Consider the following 18,004-nt stretch of genomic DNA (forward strand, 5'->3'; position numbering starts at 1 on the left):
CAACATGGCGAGCGGGCGCCTTATAAATGGCCTCTCTGTCGATGTGGAGGATTGGTATCAGGTCGGTGCTTTCGAGAAGGTGATTGAACGCGACACGTGGGACAAGCTGCCGGATCGGGTATCGGACAACGTTATTCGCATTCTGGATATGTTTGCCGAAGCCGATGTAAAAGCAACTTTTTTTACCCTTGGTTGGGTTGCTTCAAGGCACGGCCCCCTGATGCGCCGTATCACTGATGCCGGGCATGAAATGGCTAGTCATGGATGGGATCACGCGCGGGTACACGGAATGGATCGGAGAGCGTTTGCTGAAGATTTGCACCGCGCGAGAACGACGCTGGAAGATGCGACAGGTGAAGGGGTTGTAGGTTATCGTGCGCCCAGCTTTTCGATCGATCAGCGCACTCCCTGGGCATATGAGGTTTTAGCCGAACAGGGTTATGCTTACAGCTCGTCCGTCGCTCCTGTAGTTCACGATCACTATGGCTGGCCCGAGGCACCTCGTTTCGCGTTCAGGCCTTTGGCTCAGAGCTCCCTGGTGGAAATCCCGGTAACTACCGCCATTCTTGGCGGTCGCAGGGTGGCGGCCGGAGGGGGAGGGTTCTTCCGTGTGCTGCCTTATGCATTTTCCAGATGGGCAATCAGGCAAGTCAATCAACACGAAAAACGCCCGGCGGTGTTCTACTTTCATCCGTGGGAGATAGACCCGGATCAGCCACGGGTTTCCAATGCTCCGATGCGCTCTCGATTACGGCATTACACCAATCTGCATAGAATGGCGTCCAAATTAGAGGGATTAGTCCGCGATTTTGACTGGTGCCGTATGGATCAGATCGCGCATCGCGAAGCTGGTCGCGCGCAGCAGGTGGCGTCATGAATGCACCGTTTCCAATTGCCCACGAAACAATCGGGTTGGCCGATCTGAGTGACACAGATACGATCAGCCGTATTGATCGCTTTGTCATGGAAACTGGCGGCAGCCCGTTTCATAGGCCGCTGTGGCTGCGAGCGGTGGAACGTGGGACGGGCCAGTGCGCTATGGGGCTGTTGGCCGAGTACTGCGGCAACATAGTGGGTTGGTTGCCGCTGACCGAAGTGCATTCGCCGCTTTTCCCACGTGCGCTGGTGTCGAGTGGCTTTGGTGTTTCGGGTGGGCCGCTGGCTACGCGAACAGATGTCGCACACCGGCTGTGCGAAGCTGCGGCGGAGTTGGCTGTGCGAAGGTCATGTGCGTCGGTCGAATTGCGCGGCGGCGCGATTCCTTCGGGCTGGCATATCCGCATGGATAGCCACGCAAACTTTTGTGCCCCTCTCGCGCATGACGATGATGCTCAGCTACTCGCCATTCCGCGCAAGCAGAGGGCCGAGATTCGCAAGGGTTTGCAACAGAACCTGACGGTCAGTTTTGGCCGTGACGAATGGCATCGCGCAGCGCATTACGCTGTCTATGCGGAGAGTGTCCGCAATCTGGGAACGCCGGTGTTTCCGCGCTCATTGTTCGATGCTGTGCTCGACGCGTTCGGAGACGATGCAGACATACTTGTAGTGAGCCAGGACGGTGTGTCTCAGAGCGCAGTTCTGACCCTCTATCACAATGGCGTGGCAATGCCGTATTGGGGCGGTGGTATCTGGGATGCCCGCCGGACGCGTTCGAACGAGGTGATGTATTATCGGTTGATGTGTCACGCGCGCGAGCGTGGTTGCACACAGTTTGACTTTGGTCGCTCCAAGGTCGGAAGTGGCGCATTTGCCTATAAGAAGAACTGGGGCTTTGAAGCGGAACCTCTCGCGTATGGGTCGTGGACAGCGAATGGGGCAACGGCACGTGATGTCGATCCGACGAGCGCCGCCTATTCATCCAAAATCGCGCTTTGGAAGAAGCTGCCGCTGGCGGTGTCAAACCGGCTTGGTCCGATCATTGCCCGTGGACTGGCGTGATGGGCGAGGTACTTTTTCTGGCTCACCGGATTCCCTTCCCGGCGGACAGGGGCGATAAAATTCGCTCCCACCAGATACTTAAGGCGCTTGCAGAGATCGGGCCGGTTCATGTTGGCACTCTCGGCGAGACGGAGGCGGACTTTGCCGCCGAGCCGCAGCTGGCGCGGTATGCCGCCAGTTATTGCCTGGCCCGCCGTTCGCTCAATCTGCCTCTGGCCGGGATGAAGGCGCTGGTGCGTGGGTTGCCGGTCAGCCTGACGGCGTTTGACAACTCTGAATTGCGGGCGTGGGTGGCGCATGCACTTGCGACCCGACCTATCGATTGTATCTTCGTGTTTTCGGGACAGATGGGACAGTATATTCCGGCGGATTACTCCGGCCGGGTTGTGATCGATTTGTGCGACGTCGATAGCGCGAAGTTCGAAGCATACGCGCACGATGGTCGCGGTCCGCGCGCGTGGATCGATGCACGGGAAAGCAAGCTGCTGGCCGAGGAAGAGCGCAGGCTCGCGCAGCGCGCCGATGCAACTTTGCTGATCACCGATGCAGAAGCGGGCTTGTTTCGCGCACGGATAGGCGATGTCGAAGCGAATGTGATGACGGTGTCGAATGGCATCGATACCGAGCTGTTTGATCCGAAAATCTCGCAGCCTCATCCGGCGCTGACAAACGCCAATGGTCCGCATATCGTCTTCACCGGGCAGATGGACTATCCGCCCAATGTTGCGGCCGCGCTCCGCACGATTGACTGCTTGCTGCCCGGCATCCGTCGGCGGTTTCCGTCTGCGATGTTTCACGTCGTCGGGCGTGCGCCTGTTGCGGCATTAATGCAGCGCGATGGGCAGCCGGGCGTGCGTGTATGGGGCGAAGTGCCCGATGTGCGACCATTTCTGGCGGGTGCAGATCTGGTGATCGCACCATTGAGCATTGCGCGCGGGGTGCAGAATAAAGTGCTGGAAGCAATGGCAATGGCACGGCCTGTTCTGGTTACCCCGGAAGCGGCCATCGGCATCGATGCGATCGATGGCGAACATATCGCTATAGAACCGAACGACGGGCGATTGATCGACCGGGCCTGTATGCTTCTGACCGATGGCCCCGCGGCACTGAAGATGGCCACCGCTGCCCGGAATTTCGTGGTGGAGCACAAGGGGTGGGACGCGGCTATGGCACCGCTCGCAGCCCTCACTGGGCGAAGCGTTATAAGTGAAGCGCGCGATGCAGCGTGATGCATCGCTTCACCGATCGCCAGTAAGCGGGATTGCCGATCGGATTGCACCCGAATGGCGGGCGCCGTTGCTGAATCTGGCGATTGTGTGGGCTGTCCTGTTCGCTCTGACAGTGCGCGATTGGGTTGCGATGGCGCACCAGTGGTGGGATATCTCCACCTATAACCACATCCTGTTTGTGCCGCCGATCATCGCGTGGGTCGTTTGGCAACGGTGGGAGGAACTGGCCAAGATCGCACCGCAGGCGTGGTGGCCGGGGCTGATGGCGCTGTTCGGGGCGCTTACCCTTTGGATGCTTGGCACAGTGGCAGGGATCAACATTGCCAGTCAGCTTGGTGCCGTTGGCGCTTTGGCGGCCAGTGCGATTGTGGTGCTGGGGCCTAAGGTGTCTGCGGGCCTGATTTTTCCGCTGGCTTACATGGTGTTTCTCGTTCCCATCGGTGACGAACTGATCCCAGTGCTCCAGATGGTTACGGCCAAACTGGTGATTGGCCTGATTCATCTGAGCGGGATGGAGGCGCATATCGAAGGCGTGTTCATCGATACACCTGCAGGCCTGTTTGAAGTGGCTGAGGCGTGCTCCGGGGTTATGTTCCTTGCCGCGATGGTCGCGCTGGCGACGCTGGTTGCCAATGTTTGCTTCGTATCGTGGAAACGACGGGCGGTATTTCTGTGTACAGCGATACTTTTGCCGATTGTCGCGAATGGTGTTCGCGCATGGGGTACGATTGTTATCGCGCAATGGCAGGGAATCGAATTTGCCGCCGGGTTCGATCATATTTTTTATGGCTGGATATTCTTTGCCATCGTGGTGGCAGCACTGCTTGGCTGCGCCTGGCGCTGGTTCGACCGTTCGCCCGATGATCCAGGGATCGATGCGGATGCGATAAAGGCATCTTCACTACTTGGTAAGCTCGAACGTTTCAGCTTCCGCCAAGGCTTTGTGTCGCTGTCTGTTGTTGCACTGTCGCTGATGTTTGGGGGCTGGGCATTCGCGGCCGATCATGTGGAGGCAAGCCTGCCTCCGACACTCGCCGCGCCCCATGTTCCGGGCTGGCATATCGTTGCGGGGGAAGTGTCGAACTGGACTCCGCTCGCGACTGAAGCGGACCGCAAACTACTGCTTCATTATCATGATGACAACGGCCATGCAGTAGATGTGAGTATTGCGGTTTACGCAGGGCAAGGCCCGGATCGCGATGCGGCGGCTGCGGGGCAGGGCGCCTTGCCGATGGGCAGTGACTGGCGCTGGCTGGAACCGGGCGTTCCCGGCAACAGCTGGTCAGCTGACTGGCTGTATAATCATGGAATTCGCCGCTTAACCCAGACCAGCTACCAGATTGGCGGGGTAACAACGGGCAGCGCCACCAGGTTCAAACTGGCAGCGATGCGGGACCGGGTATTGATGCGTGGGCGACCTGCCATCGCGATGATCCTTTCGTCGGAAGAACCCGGCGCGGACGCAGCGCTATCGCGGTTCCGCGCGGCCATGGGCGATCCAGCGCTGACGATGGACCGCGCAGCCGGGCTGCGGTAAGCGCGCCGCATGTGCGGAATTGCGGGAATTTTTCATTGTGGCACGCCCAAGCCAGTCGACCCTGCGCGGGTCGAGCGGATGTGCGACGCTCTTGTCCATCGCGGCCCGGATGGCGGCGGTGTCTGGACAGCACCGGGCGTCGGGCTTGGCCACCGTCGGCTGTCGATCATCGATATTGCGGGATCGCCGCAACCGATGCAATCGGCCGACGGACGGGCGATGATCGTCTTCAATGGCGAGATATATAATTTCCGTGAATTGCGGCGGGAACTGGAACTGGGCGGCGCGCAGTTTCGCACCGATGGCGATACCGAAGTCATTCTGGCCGCTTACCGCAAGTGGGGTGTGGATTGCCTTTCCCGTCTGAACGGAATGTTCGCGTTCGCGCTCTACGATCTGGATCGGCACACGCTGTTTCTTGCGCGGGACCGGTTTGGGGTGAAACCGTTGTTCACTGCGATGTTGAGCGACGGAAGTCTGGCGTTCGCGTCGGAACTGAAAGGGTTGCTGGCGCATCCCCTGTTGCGCCGCAAAGTCGATCCGCTGGCGATAGAGGACTATCTGGCGTGGGGCTATGTCCCCGATCACCGCTCCATCCTCGATGGGGTGGAGAAGCTGCCCGCCGGCCACTTCCGTTTGTTGCGCCACGATAGCGTTGCTGCGGCACCGGTACGGTGGTGGGATATCTCGTTTGCGGAACGGGCGCGGGGCAAGCCCGCCGATCTCGAAGCCGAATTGCTGTTCCATTTGCGCGAAGCGGTATCGAGCCGGATGGTGGCCGATGTGCCGCTTGGCGCGTTCCTTTCAGGTGGAGTGGACAGTTCCAGCGTGGTCGCTCTGATGGCAGAGGCCAGCTCCAGCCCGGTGCAGACATGTTCGATCGGGTTCGATGTCGCCGCGCTGGACGAAACATCTTACGCGCGTGAAGTGGCGCGGAAATTCGGCACCGACCATCGAGAACGGATCGTCGATCCAAATGATTTTGCCGAGATCGGCCGCCTTGCCGATATGTTCGACGAACCGTTTGCCGATGCATCCGCCTTGCCAACATGGCGCGTGTGCCAGCTGGCGCGGGAATCCGTGACTGTCGCACTGTCGGGCGATGGCGCGGACGAGGCGTTTGCAGGCTACCGACGGCAGGTATTCCATGCCGCGGAAGAACGTGCCCGCTCGGTAATGCCCGCCAGCTTGCGCGCGCCTTTATTCGGAGCGCTTGGCCGCATGTGGCCAAAAGCCGACTGGGCGCCGCGTCCTTTGCGCGCGAAGACCACTTTTCAGTCTTTGGCAGAAAGCGGAGAAGAGGGGTACGCGCGGGCCCTATCGATCATGGCGCCTGAATTGCGCGGCACACTTTATTCGCCTGAATTCCGCAAAATACTGGGCGATTATCGGGCGGAACAGCCGCTGTTGGCCATGATGCGGGGCGCGCCGGCGCGTAGTGGACTGGATCGGGCGCAATATGCGGATCTCAAGTTCTGGTTGCCGGGCGATATTTTGACCAAAGTCGATCGGACCAGCATGGCCGTCAGCCTGGAAGCGCGCGAGCCGCTGCTAGATCATCGGCTCGTCGAATTTGCGGCCCGGTTGCCGCATCATCTGAGGATCAGGCGCGGGCAGGGCAAATGGCTGCTCAAACACGCGATGGAGCGATATTTGCCCAATGACGTGCTTTATCGACCCAAGCAGGGTTTTGTAACGCCCGTATCGCAATGGCTGCGCGGGCCGCTGGCGACAGAGGCGCGCGCGATAGGCTCTCGCACAACGATTGCTGGCACCGGTTGGTTCGATGGGGAGCGGATTGGCAAGCTGGCGGACGACCATATTGCCGGGCGCAGCGATCACGGGCGGCTGTTATGGCAGCTCCTGATGCTGGATAAAACGCTTGGAAAATTGGGGGTTTGCTGTTGATAACCTGTGGAAAATACTAGCTGTATTTAGCGGCATACGATCCATTGGCAGGCTGACAGTATACATCAGAGCAGAACCTGTTTTCCAGCTAATTAACCATAAAATATAGTTAATTTATCGTTTGCCATATATCTTAATCATCGCCTACACTCTGCCCGATCGCACGAAGGACACTTCAGCGAAAGGGGGCGCTCATGGATCGTTACAATGATGACCTGGGAGAGAGCGAAAACCCGATTTCGGTACATGGCCCTGCTTTGCCATTGCCGGATGACGATGAGGCACTGGTTGCGCGGAGCACTATCCACGCTGCCATTCCGGAAGGGTTGTTCCGTCTCAACGAACTGGAATGCCTTTACGAAGACGATAGCGAAACGTTGTGGACCTTTATGGCGCCGCGCGGACGGCCCAGCTTTACACCGCCGATGCTCGGCGATTTTGAAAACTGGCAGAAATATATCGGTCAGGGCTTCGGGCCGGGACGTGTTCCGCTCAAATTCCTGGTGCTGGGCAGCCGTTCTCCGGGCGTCTTCTGCTTCGGTGGCGATCTCGCGCTGTTCCAACGCTTGATTCAGGATGAAGATCGCGATGGCCTGGTCCGTTACGGACATCGGTGCTGTGCGATCCTTTACCGAAATCTGCACGCGCTGGAGAAACCGACGCTTACCATCGGTCTTGTAGAAGGGGCTGCATTGGGTGGTGGGTTCGAGGCGCTGTTAAGCTTTGACTATCTGATAGCAGACCGCGATGCGACATTCGGCTTGCCAGAGGTGCTGTTCGGGCTGTTCCCTGGAATGGGCGCTCATGCATTGCTTTCACGCAAGCTGGGTACTGCGATGGCCGAACGTATCATCCAGTCGAACGATACATATACGGCTCAACAGATGTATGATCTGGGTATCGTCCACCATCTTGCCGAACCGGGCGAGGGGCTGGCTGTCTGCCGGGAATTCATCAAGCGTGCGACCCGACGCCATGCCGGCCTTGTAGCCGAACGCAAAGCTATGCGGACAGCCGCTCCGCTCACGCTGGATGAGCTAAACCGGATTACGGAGCTGTGGGCCGATGCGGCGCTGCAACTGCGCGATCAGGATTTGAAGGTGATGAATCGTCTCGCCAATGCACAGCGTAAGCTGGCGCGGGCGGCCTGATCAAAATTAGAGAAATGGCCCGGTATCGGTTGCGACCGGTATCGGGCAGTTTCAGTGCGCGCCGTGCCCATTCGCCAGATAGTCGGCGCTTTGCATTTCTTCCAAACGACTGACTGTACGGGCGAATTCAAAGCTGCCATCGCCGGTGGGATATAAAGCGCCGGGCTCGGCGTTGGCGGTGGCAAACAGGATCACGTTGTTTTCATAAAGTGCGTCGACAAGCTTGGTAAAGCGGAGCGCTTCGTTACGGTTTTCCGGTCCCAGAATGGGGATGCCGACAACAATCACCGTATGATATGCCTGAGCAATCGCCAAATAGTCCGCAGCCCCCCGGTTCTCGCCGCACAGCCGCTTGAAGCTGAACACCGCAACGCCCTTAAGGCTCTTGGGGACATGCATTGTCCGCCCGCCGCCAAGATCGAGCTCAGCGCTCGGCACATGTGCAGCATCTTCCGGCTTGTAATCGGTCAACCGATAGAACGCCTCGCGCACTTGCGCGGTGGAGTTTTCGCCAAGGGGCGTGTGCCATGTTTCAATTCCGCCCAGCCGGTCGAGCCGATAATCGACCGGACCGTCGAGGGTGACAACGTCCATTTCAGCTTCGACGAGGTCGATGAAGGGAAGAAACAGCGACCGGTTCAAGCCGTCCTTATACAGATCGCGGGGAGGACGATTGCTAGTGGTAACGACAGTCACCCCTTCATCGCGGATCAGCGCGGTGAAGAGCCGGCTCATGATCGCTGCATCGGCGGTGTTGGTCACCACCATTTCGTCAAATGCCAGACAGCGGATGCCCTGTGCCAGTCTCGCCGCCACAGGAGCGATCGGATCACCGCTTTCTTTCGCGCGTTCTTCGCGGATCAGGCGGTCCACTTCCAGCATAAAGGCATGAAAGTGAACACGCCTTTTGGCCGAAATACCCAGCGTTTCGACGAACAGGTCCATGAGCATGGATTTTCCGCGCCCGACACCGCCCCAGATATAAAGGCCGCGCGGGCGTTCCGCCGTCGATTTTCCGAACAGCTTGCTTAAAAAACCGGAGCTTCTTGCGTTGCTGGCGGCTTCCAGCGAATGCTGGAGGGCATCCAGCGCCAGAGCGGCAGCGCGTTGATCCGGGTCCGGCCGCAGCTCATCGGCGGCCACAAGCGCTTCATAGCGCGCGAGCATACCACTCATCGACTGATCACTTCTCGCTGGCTTTGCGCACAATTCCGGTAAATCCGGCCACAAGATTATCGCCCTGAACCACTTCGCCCCGGGCAAACAACAGCCGCCGCGTTTCACGGAGAATTTCCACCACGGCATCCAGCGGGCGGTCTGGCTGGCCTGCACCAATGAACTGGGTCGACAGTTCCAATGTTACAGAACCACCCGCATCGCCTGAACTGAGAGTGCGAAGTGCAGCGAACATGGAAATATCGATCAGTCCAAGAGTGACGGCGCCATGTATCATTCCAAGCAGATTCTGATGCTTGCGCGCCGGAAACATCCGCAACCGACACTTGCCGCTTTCCGTACGGACGAGCATTTCGCCCATCACTTGCGCGTTGAACAGTGTATCGTCACGCAACCGCCAGCTATGCCACCCGGGGTGTTCCGGGTGTGGTTCATAGATGAAATTCGGGCTTGCGCCGTCCACGATCAGATTTGCCGTTCGGCCTGCATCTTCTTGATTTCTGCGATTGCACGAGCAGGGCTGAGGCCCTTCGGGCAAACGTTCGAACAGTTCATGATCGTGTGGCAGCGATAGAGACGGAAGGGATCCTCCAGCGCGTCAAGCCGCTCGCCGGTCATTTCATCACGGCTATCGGCCAGCCAACGATATGCTTGCAGCAAGATAGCCGGGCCAAGGAACTTGTCGGAATTCCACCAGTAACTGGGGCACGAGGTAGAACAACAGGCGCACAGAATGCACTCGTACAGACCATCCAGCTTGTCGCGCTGTTCCGGGCTTTGCAGGCGCTCTTTGCCGCTCGGCGTTGGGCTGACAGTTTGCAGCCAGGGCCGGATCGATGCGTATTGCGCGTAGAAATGGGTGAAGTCGGGAACGAGATCCTTCACCACTTCCATGCTGGGCAATGGAGTAATGCGAATTTCGCCCTTGAGGTCTTCCATTGCGGTAGTGCACGCGAGGCCGTTGCGACCATTGAGGTTCATCGCGCACGACCCGCAAATCCCTTCGCGGCACGACCGACGGAACGTGAGAGTCGGATCGATCTCGTTCTTGATCTTGATCAGCGCGTCGAGGACCATCGGTCCGCAGTTGTCAAGGTCGACTTCGAATGTGTCGTAGCGCGGATTTTCGCCGCTGTCGGGATCATAGCGATAGATTTTGAACTTCTTGATCCGGCTCACGCCATCGGCAGTGTGGCGCTGTCCCTTGCTGGTGATCTTGGAATTCTTGGGGAGAGTGAAGGTCGCCATCGCTTCCGATCCTGTTTGAGCTTTGCGCCGCCTCTCTAGCGCGTTGAGCGCCGAGAGCAAGCGTAGGCGCAAATTCAGCGGCGCGAATGCCTTCACTCCGATGCGACAGTAACGGCGGTGCTTTTGGGCGGAATGAGGGAGAAAGGAGTTATGCGAGCGGGGCTGCTACATGAAAAGTGCAATATTCCCCGGACGATAACTTGCCCGGGGCACCGACGGTCACGATGGCTGCGCTAAGCCCGGCGGCGCCATTGGCGCATGGCGATGCCCCACAATGTTGATCGGGTGGGGGCAATCAACGGTGTGATGCTACCGAAACGGCAATCAATTTCGGCGCGATCGACCCGAGTCCAAGGCGCGATGGCTTTCCTGCAGCGGCATTGAACGAATAAGCCCCGGTCTTCACGAACGAAAACCGGGGCTTATTTCTTGATATTTCAAGCGGCTGCTATTCTCCGAAGGTACGCTGCCACCATCCCCGGCGCGGTTTGGCATCTGGTTCGTTGGCTTCTGCGGGCGCAGACCCGGCAGGTTCTGACGCAACCGGTTGCTCTGGCACAGATTCCTGTTCCTGCGTTTCCTCAGGAGCGGTCTTCGCAGCGGCAGGCGCTTTCCTTCTTCTGGGAGCGCGAGCAGGTTTTTTGACCGTCGGCGCTTCTTCTTCGGCGGGCGCTGCCTCCGCCGGTTGCGCCTCGCCTATCTCGGTTGCCGCCTTTGGCTCTGCCTTCTTACGGCGGGTGCGTTTGGGCTTCTCTTCAGCAGATGGTGCCACTGTTTCCGCGGCGGCCTCTGCTTCGATATCTGCCTTCTTGCGACGAGTGCGGCGCTTCGGCTTCTCGTGGGGAGCGTCTTCACTCGCGGTCGCTGCTGCTTCTGCTTCTGCAGCTGGTTCGCTGGCATCGGCCTTCTCGGATTCGGGCTCTGCCTTTTTCCGGCGGGTCCGTCGCTTTGGTTTTGGCGCAGGATCGGCCTCGGCTTCACCGACGACAGCGATGTCGTCTGTGAGTTGTTCGCCGATTTGCTCGGCCACGTCGTCCGCACTGGATTCGGGGATGACTTCCTCAGCGGTATCTTCGCTGTCGTTGCCACCCTCTTCGCCAACTTCGTCCCGATTGAGCCCGCGACGACGACGCCCGCCACGGCGACGGCGCTTCTTGGGCTTGTCACCGTCGTCAGAAGCGGTCTCGTCAGCGCGATCTTCATCGTCCGAAGTATCGTTCTCGCCGTCAGAGGCATCTTCATCGTCGCGATTGTTTACGTCGCCATTGTCGCGCTTGCGGCCCCGGCCGCCACGGCGCCGACGACGCTTCTTGCGCGGACGATCATCATCGCTGTCGCGGTCATCGTCATCACTGTCCATCTCGCTATCGTCGAGATCATCTTCGTCGTCGCTGTCGTCGACGATGGGATCGAAGCGAGGTGCGGAAGTCGGACGTGGGCCAGCACTGGCGACACGCATTTTTGCACCTTCGTCCTCACCTTCGGGCAACACCTCAACCGACACGCCATAACGCGCTTCGATCTCAGCGAGGTCTGCGCGCTTCGCGTTGAGCAGGTACACCGCTGCTTCGGTCGACGCATACAGGCTGATAATCGTCCCTTTGCCGCGCGCGGCTTCATCTTCGATCAGGCGGAGAGCGGAAAGGCCTGCGCTCGATGCTGTACGCACCAGGCCCGTGCCATCGCAATGCGGGCATTCGCGCGTTGTGGCTTCCAGTACACCGGTACGCAGACGCTGGCGGCTCATTTCCATCAGGCCAAAGCCTGAAATGCGCCCCACCTGAATACGGGCACGATCGTTCTTGAGCGCATCCTTCATCGCGCGTTCGACCTTGCGGATATTTCCGCTGCGCTCCATGTCGATGAAGTCGATCACGACAAGGCCAGCCATGTCACGCAGGCGTAACTGGCGGGCGATTTCCTTAGCCGCTTCAAGGTTGGTCGATAGCGCAGTCGCTTCGATCCCATGCTCTTTGGTCGAACGACCGGAGTTGATGTCAATCGACACCAAGGCTTCGGTCGGATTGATGACGAGGTAGCCGCCGCTCTTCAATTGTACTTCGGGATCGTACATCGCCCGAAGCTGGTCCTCCGCACCATAACGCTGAAACAGCGGCACCGGGTCTGAATAAGCCTTCACCCGACGCGCGTGGCTGGGCATGAGCAGCTTCATGAATTCCTTGGCTGAGCGGTAGCCTTCTTCACCTTCGACCACGACCTCTTCGATCTCGCGGTTATAGATGTCACGGATGGCACGCTTGATCAGGTCGGAATCCGAATGGATCATCGCCGGAGCCGAAGATCCGAGGGTGCGTTCGCGAATCTCATCCCACAGGCGGGCGAGATAATCGAAATCGCGCTTGATCTCGGTCTTCGTGCGACTGAGCCCCGCAGTACGCACGATCAAGCCCATCGAGCGCGGCAAAGAGAGATCGGAAACGATTGTCTTCAAGCGCTTGCGATCGGCAGCCGAACTAATTTTCCGGCTAATACCGCCGCCGTGACTGGAATTCGGCATCAGTACGCAATAGCGGCCGGCGAGGCTGAGGTAGGTCGTAAGCGCGGCACCTTTGTTGCCACGCTCTTCTTTCACGACCTGAACGAGCAGAACCTGGCGGCGCTGAATGACGTCCTGAATTTTGTAGCGACGACGCAGCGCAAGGCGCTTGGCACGAACCTCGTCGACCTCCTTTGCCCGGCTTCGGTTGCCACCGCGCGACTGTCGGCGGCCACGGCTTCGCCCACGGCGGCCACGCGACCGATCTTCGCTATCGTCGTCATCCTCGTCAGAATCGTCATCCGATTCGCTATCGTCATCGCCTTGAAGCTGGCCTTCTTCGATGGTGGCGACGTCGTCTTTTTCGGACGTGTCGATTTCCTCGACACCATCTTCAGCGATTTCTTCGACTAACGCTTCGCCGGTTTCATCGTCGGCGTCATATTCACCGCCGGGGGTATGGCCATCTTCCTCTTCCTGAGCGCGCAGGGCGGCCTCTTCCTCCGCCGCGGCAGCTTCTTCAGCCAACAACGCCTCCCGATCTTCCTTCGGGATCTGATAATAATCAGGGTGGATTTCGCTGAACGCGAGGAAACCGTGCCGGTTGCCGCCGAAATCGACGAAGGCGGCCTGCAGAGAAGGCTCTACACGGGTAACTTTGGCGAGATAAATATTGCCCTTGATCTGCTTGTGATCTGAGGACTCGAAATCGAACTCCTCAATCCGGTTGCCTTTGAGCACCGCCACCCGGGTTTCTTCCGAGTGGCGCGCATCGATAAGCATGCGCGTTGCCATTATGAATTCTCCGTGCGCGACCGGGCGGGGCCAGGCATTTGAGCCGGGCGCGGCCAAAGGTGCGCGCTATTGCTAGATTGCCGCCGGGGACCGTGCGCCCGGCGGCGGATACGAACCGAACCGAGCTTTGAAAAAAGCCAGATCGGAATGACGTGTCTGCAACACATGACTTGCACACATCGTGCGAGGCCCGGCCGACAAGCGCCGCGATGGCGCCGTGGGGCGTCATCGGCGATTGCAGGGAGGGGGTGGCCATGAGTTGCGTCAACCTGTTTATGAAACCGGGCGGCGCCCGACTGAAAGGCCCGGATCGCCTGTCGCAAGTGCTTGCATCGAAACATACGATGCCGCTTCGCCATGGTCAGGAACCCGATCGCGAATATTGCTAGCATTGAGAGATTAACGGAGCAACCATATTGCGCTTCATCAATCGTTGGCCCTACCTAGCGCGCAATGTCCTTGCGCGCGCAGCTATGGTTGATCTTTCTTGCACCCGTCGTTTTGATGGGCGCTTTGTTTGCACTCGGTTGGACATTGCCCGTGCCTGCGCTGGGGCGCGGCTATGTCATCAGAATCACATTGCCTCCCGCTGGGGAGCCGGCTGATCTGCCGCAGGTTCTTGGCCCAAAAGACAAATCCCGCCCCCTTATCGTAATCGACGCGGGGCATGGCGGGCATGATCCGGGGGCAAGTGGCAACGGGATTGAGGAAAAAAATCTAACTCTCGGACTTGCGAAGGCCTTGCGGGACGAGATTGTAAAGGAGGGGGGCATTCGTGTCGCTTTGACCAGAAGTGACGATCGATACCTGGTGCTTGCCGAGCGGTTTGGCATCGCGCGGGCGCTGGGTGCCGATCTGTTTCTCTCCATTCATGCAGATAGCGCGGGCGATGCCGATGGCGTTTCAGGCGCGAGTATTTACACCTTGTCAAACACGGCGTCGAGCGAAGCGGCATCACGCTTTGCAGATCGTGAAAATAGCGCAGACGTCGTTAACGGTGTTGCGCTGGATGGCCGAAGCGACACGATCAATGCCATCCTGGTGCAATTGTCCCAGCGCAAAACGCAGGAAGACAGCAATGTATTTGCCAGCCTTATCCTCAGAGAAGGAAGGGATAGGTTGAAATTTCATTCGCAACCGCTTCGTTCGGCGGAACTCGCGGTCTTAAGAGCTCCCGATTTGCCGTCAGTGCTGTATGAAGCTGGTTTCGTGACAAACCCGCAAGAGGCACAGGCATTGACTTCTCTACGCGGTCGGGAGGCTTTTGCCAAAGTTATGGCGAGAGCTGTGCGCATCTATTTTGCGCGCCAGTCGGGGGATGGGTGAGCTTTGGTTCTGGCGCAGCCAGAAACGCATGCTAATAAGCCCCGCTCATGGTCGACACATCGCCCCTCGAACACATTCGTTATCGAATCCGGCGCGACGCGCGTGGTGTCGCTGCATGGTTTATGCGAAACTGGCGCGAGCGGTGGTTTTTCCGTTGGCTGATAATCGCAATCGGCGTGGGTGTGCTTTCATTCGTCGCGTTATGGATCGTGTTAACGCGGGATCTGCCTGACGCGGAAACTCTGCTCGAATACGAACCGCCACTACCGACCGTCGTGCGCGGGATCGATGGCCAGATAGTTCATTCTTACGCGCGCGAGCATCGTGTCCAGCTTCAGTATCAGGATTTTCCGCCCAAACTGATTGAGGCATTTCTGGCTGCGGAGGATAAAACTTTCTTCACGCACGGCGGGGTGGATATTACTGGCACGTTGGGTGCGGTGATTGACTATGCCGCGAAATATGGATCGGGCGAGCGTGCGGTGGGTGGCTCGACGATTACCCAGCAGGTCGCGAAAAACATTCTGTTGGGAGACGAGTATTCGGTTACGCGCAAGCTGAAGGAAATGATCCTCGCTCGCCGAATCGAGAGTGCTCTGACCAAGCAGCAAATCCTGTCGCTTTATCTCAATGAAATTCCTTTGGGCCGCCGCAGCTTCGGCGTTCAGGCGGCAGCACGCGCATACTTTAACAAAGACGTCGGTCAACTCGATCTCAATGAAATGGCATTTCTCGCCATTCTGCCAAAGGCGCCCGAACGTTACGGGCGAAAGAAATACGAGGATATGGCAATTGCCCGCCGTAATTTCGTGCTCAAGCAGATGGTGGCAAACGGCTTCATTACACAGCAGCAAGCGAGCGCAGCCGAAGCCAAGCCTCTGGGGCTTCAGGCCTCTCGCACCAGCCTTAACTCAGTCGACGCAGGTTATTTTCTGGAAGAAGTGCGGCGGCAGTTGATCGGGAAGTTCGGGGAAACTGCGGAAGACGGTAAGAATAGCGTCTATGCTGGCGGCCTGTGGGTGCGCACCTCGCTCGATCCTGAATTACAAAAGGCGGCTCGCGATGCGCTTCGAAACGGGATCTTCCGTTATAACTCAGGTCGCGGATGGAAAGAGCCATTTGCCACAATCGATTTGTCGAAGGGTGACTGGCAATCGCAGCTGGCATCTTCGCCGCTTGGCATCTCTTACAAAGATTGGCGGATCGGCGTCGTTACGGAGCGCACTGGATCGCGGGGCGCGATCGGCTTTTCCGACGGCAGTACCGGTCCTCTTTCCGGTATGCCCAACGGGCTGAAGGCGGGCGATGTTATTGCAGTCGCTCCCTCTGGCAACGGCTTTGTGGTTCGTACTGTGCCTGAAGTGTCAGGCGGGTTTGTCGCGGCTCAGCCGCATACCGGACGTGTGCTTGCCATGCAGGGCGGGTTCGATTCCCGAATTTCCAATTTCAATCGTGCCACTCAGGCGCTTCGCCAGCCGGGTTCGACCATCAAGCCGTTTGTCTATGCCACCGGCCTCGATAACGGGATGACGCCGGCCACACAGGTGCCGGACCAGACGTTCTGCTTCTATCAGGGTGCTGCCCTAGGTGAAAAATGCTTCCGCAACTTCGGTGGCGGCGGCGGCGGTATTCATACGATGCGCTGGGGGCTGGAGCAAAGCCGTAACCTGATGACTGTGCATATCGCGATGGATGCAGGGATGCCCAATGTAGTCGGCACTATCAAACGCATGGGTATCGGGGATTATAAACCCTATCCCGCCTTTGCGCTGGGGGCAGGGGATACGACTGTGCTGAAAATGGTCAACGCTTACACGGCGCTAGCCAATTTCGGTCGACAGCATAATCCCACAGTCATCGATTTTGTGCAGGATCGGCGGGGTAAGGTGATCTGGCGCGCTGACCGGCGCGACTGCACCGGATGCAATATGCCGCAATGGGATGGGAAGCCGATGCCGCGCATCGCCGATGGCGGCAAACAAGTGCTTGATCCCCGCACGGCTTATCAGGTTATCCATATGCTGGAAGGGGTTGTGCAGCGCGGCACTGCGGTCCGCTTGCGCGCGCTCGATCTTCCGCTGTTTGGCAAGACGGGGACGACCTCAGGCCCCACCAACGCCTGGTTCGTGGGTGGTAGCCCGGATATCATCGCGGGCATGTATCTCGGCTTCGATAAGCCGCGTAACATGGGGGGCTGGGTTCAGGGCGGCAACACTGCTGCGCCAATGATGATCGATTTCGTCAAGGCGACACGTGAACGATGGACGGACGAACCCTTTATCGCTCCGGCCGGTATCCGCATGGTCCGCATCGACCGTCAGAGTGGTAAGCGCGTGTTCGATGGATGGCCGACGGACGATCCGAAAGCTTCGATCATCTGGGAAGCGTTTAAGCCCAATACCGAACCGCCCCGTGCTACACGACAGGATGAGATTGCGGCCAAGCGTAACCAGATCCTTGAACTGATCCGCAAGGGGCGTCAGGCGCAAAGTAACGCAGCCTCCAATGCGCGGAAAGACGAGAATAAAAATCAGGGCAGTTTCGTGGAGGAGCAGGGCGGCCTGTATTGATGTGTCGATAGTCTGCTGTCGCGAAACGCCGAACGTTCCGAGAAAGGATCGCTGAGAATGAAAAGGTATGTCTGCGCCGCGATCGCGGCGATCGTATTTGGCACTGTCCCGGCGGCGGCTGAACTGCCGGTCGGCGCCAAAGCACCTATGTTTGCCACAAAGGGGGCACTGGCCGGAAAGGAGTTCGGGTTCAACCTGCGCGCCGCCCTCGCCAAAGGGCCAGTGGTGCTCTACTTCTATCCGAAAGCCTTCACACAGGGGTGCACGCTTGAGGCACACGCTTTTGCCGAGGCGACACCTGAATTTGCGAAATTGGGGGCAACTGTCGTTGGTATCTCAAACGATGATATTACGACACTCAAAAAATTCTCCACCGAAGCATGTCGTGACAAGTTTGCCGTTGCGTCAGCCACGCCCGCGATTGTCGATGCTTATGACGTGCGGCTTGTGCGTGATGGCAAAGACACCGGGCTAACCGACCGTACAAGCTACGTTATCGATCAGTCGGGCAAGATCGTGATGGTCCATTCCGATCTGAGTTATAAGGATCATGTGTCGCTGACGCTGGCAGCTGTTAAAAAGCTTGCCCATAAGGGCCACTAGCCATTGCCGACAGGCGGTGTGTGACT

The 18,004-nt window shown here is 58.5% G+C and carries 13 protein-coding genes; 9 read left to right on the forward strand and 4 right to left on the reverse strand.

All coding sequences use genetic code 11. The features are described 5' to 3' along the window. Window positions 1-4: 4 nt before the first annotated feature. From CV013_RS03855 to CV013_RS03880, 6 genes are all read left to right on the forward strand, one after another. Window positions 5-877, forward strand: a complete 873-nt coding sequence (locus CV013_RS03855; protein WP_102154520.1) for an XrtA system polysaccharide deacetylase — start codon at window positions 5-7, stop codon at window positions 875-877. Further along, on the forward strand, window positions 874-1,938 hold the full coding sequence (locus tag CV013_RS03860; RefSeq protein WP_102153964.1) for a FemAB family XrtA/PEP-CTERM system-associated protein: 1,065 nt from the start codon (window positions 874-876) through the stop codon (window positions 1,936-1,938). Before CV013_RS03855 ends, CV013_RS03860 begins: the two co-directional genes overlap by 4 nt. Continuing rightward, window positions 1,938-3,167, forward strand: coding sequence for a TIGR03087 family PEP-CTERM/XrtA system glycosyltransferase (locus CV013_RS03865; RefSeq protein ID WP_102153965.1), 1,230 nt, complete (start codon window positions 1,938-1,940; stop codon window positions 3,165-3,167). Before CV013_RS03860 ends, CV013_RS03865 begins: the two co-directional genes overlap by 1 nt. After that, the gene (xrtA, locus tag CV013_RS03870; RefSeq protein ID WP_102154521.1) at window positions 3,157-4,704 is read left to right on the forward strand and encodes an exosortase A; all 1,548 of its coding nucleotides are present in this window, start codon (window positions 3,157-3,159) and stop codon (window positions 4,702-4,704) included. Before CV013_RS03865 ends, xrtA begins: the two co-directional genes overlap by 11 nt. 9 nt (window positions 4,705-4,713) lie before the next feature. Then, window positions 4,714-6,612, forward strand: a complete 1,899-nt coding sequence (locus tag CV013_RS03875) for an XrtA/PEP-CTERM system amidotransferase (RefSeq protein WP_102153966.1) — start codon at window positions 4,714-4,716, stop codon at window positions 6,610-6,612. Window positions 6,613-6,806: 194 nt separating this feature from the next. Continuing rightward, window positions 6,807-7,763, forward strand: a complete 957-nt coding sequence (locus tag CV013_RS03880) for a crotonase/enoyl-CoA hydratase family protein (RefSeq protein WP_102153967.1) — start codon at window positions 6,807-6,809, stop codon at window positions 7,761-7,763. 51 nt (window positions 7,764-7,814) lie between these two features. Here CV013_RS03880 and zapE read toward each other — a convergent pair whose 3' ends face one another. The 4 genes from zapE to CV013_RS03900 form a co-directional block, all read right to left on the reverse strand. Then, window positions 7,815-8,939 (reverse strand): cell division protein ZapE, encoded by a 1,125-nt coding sequence (zapE, locus tag CV013_RS03885; protein WP_102153968.1) that lies wholly within the window; start codon window positions 8,937-8,939, stop codon window positions 7,815-7,817. A 7-nt stretch (window positions 8,940-8,946) separates the two neighbouring features. Then, window positions 8,947-9,402 (reverse strand): PaaI family thioesterase, encoded by a 456-nt coding sequence (locus tag CV013_RS03890; protein ID WP_223805296.1) that lies wholly within the window; start codon window positions 9,400-9,402, stop codon window positions 8,947-8,949. Window positions 9,403-9,404: 2 nt separating this feature from the next. Then, window positions 9,405-10,187, reverse strand: coding sequence for a succinate dehydrogenase iron-sulfur subunit (locus CV013_RS03895; protein WP_102153969.1), 783 nt, complete (start codon window positions 10,185-10,187; stop codon window positions 9,405-9,407). Between the two features lie 448 nt (window positions 10,188-10,635). Then, the gene (locus CV013_RS03900) at window positions 10,636-13,479 is read right to left on the reverse strand and encodes an Rne/Rng family ribonuclease (protein WP_102153970.1); all 2,844 of its coding nucleotides are present in this window, start codon (window positions 13,477-13,479) and stop codon (window positions 10,636-10,638) included. 453 nt (window positions 13,480-13,932) lie between these two features. Between CV013_RS03900 and CV013_RS03905 the strand changes: the two genes are divergently transcribed. The 3 genes from CV013_RS03905 to CV013_RS03915 are packed head-to-tail and all read left to right on the forward strand — an operon-like array spanning window position 13,933 to window position 17,978. Next, window positions 13,933-14,805, forward strand: coding sequence for an N-acetylmuramoyl-L-alanine amidase family protein (locus CV013_RS03905; protein WP_102153971.1), 873 nt, complete (start codon window positions 13,933-13,935; stop codon window positions 14,803-14,805). 47 nt (window positions 14,806-14,852) lie between these two features. Then, the gene (locus CV013_RS03910; protein ID WP_102153972.1) at window positions 14,853-17,375 is read left to right on the forward strand and encodes a penicillin-binding protein 1A; all 2,523 of its coding nucleotides are present in this window, start codon (window positions 14,853-14,855) and stop codon (window positions 17,373-17,375) included. A 57-nt stretch (window positions 17,376-17,432) separates the two neighbouring features. Beyond that, window positions 17,433-17,978 carry a peroxiredoxin gene (locus CV013_RS03915; RefSeq protein ID WP_102153973.1) on the forward strand — a complete coding sequence of 182 codons (546 nt, stop codon included), beginning with the start codon at window positions 17,433-17,435 and terminating at the stop codon, window positions 17,976-17,978. Window positions 17,979-18,004: the final 26 nt, after the last annotated feature.

Source organism: Tsuneonella flava (genome assembly GCF_002870965.1).
In the GTDB taxonomy this organism is placed as follows: Bacteria; Pseudomonadota; Alphaproteobacteria; order Sphingomonadales; family Sphingomonadaceae; genus Tsuneonella; species Tsuneonella flava.

Coding starts and splice junctions, on each gene's coding strand:
- CV013_RS03855 (WP_102154520.1), top strand. CDS start 5: ATGGCGAGCGGGCGCCTTATAAATGGCCTCTCTGTCGATGTGGAGGAT.
- CV013_RS03860 (WP_102153964.1), top strand. CDS start 874: ATGAATGCACCGTTTCCAATTGCCCACGAAACAATCGGGTTGGCCGAT.
- CV013_RS03865 (WP_102153965.1), top strand. CDS start 1,938: ATGGGCGAGGTACTTTTTCTGGCTCACCGGATTCCCTTCCCGGCGGAC.
- xrtA (WP_102154521.1), top strand. CDS start 3,157: ATGCAGCGTGATGCATCGCTTCACCGATCGCCAGTAAGCGGGATTGCC.
- CV013_RS03875 (WP_102153966.1), top strand. CDS start 4,714: ATGTGCGGAATTGCGGGAATTTTTCATTGTGGCACGCCCAAGCCAGTC.
- CV013_RS03880 (WP_102153967.1), top strand. CDS start 6,807: ATGGATCGTTACAATGATGACCTGGGAGAGAGCGAAAACCCGATTTCG.
- zapE (WP_102153968.1), bottom strand. CDS start 8,939: ATGAGTGGTATGCTCGCGCGCTATGAAGCGCTTGTGGCCGCCGATGAG.
- CV013_RS03895 (WP_102153969.1), bottom strand. CDS start 10,187: ATGGCGACCTTCACTCTCCCCAAGAATTCCAAGATCACCAGCAAGGGA.
- CV013_RS03900 (WP_102153970.1), bottom strand. CDS start 13,479: ATGGCAACGCGCATGCTTATCGATGCGCGCCACTCGGAAGAAACCCGG.
- CV013_RS03905 (WP_102153971.1), top strand. CDS start 13,933: ATGTCCTTGCGCGCGCAGCTATGGTTGATCTTTCTTGCACCCGTCGTT.
- CV013_RS03910 (WP_102153972.1), top strand. CDS start 14,853: ATGGTCGACACATCGCCCCTCGAACACATTCGTTATCGAATCCGGCGC.
- CV013_RS03915 (WP_102153973.1), top strand. CDS start 17,433: ATGAAAAGGTATGTCTGCGCCGCGATCGCGGCGATCGTATTTGGCACT.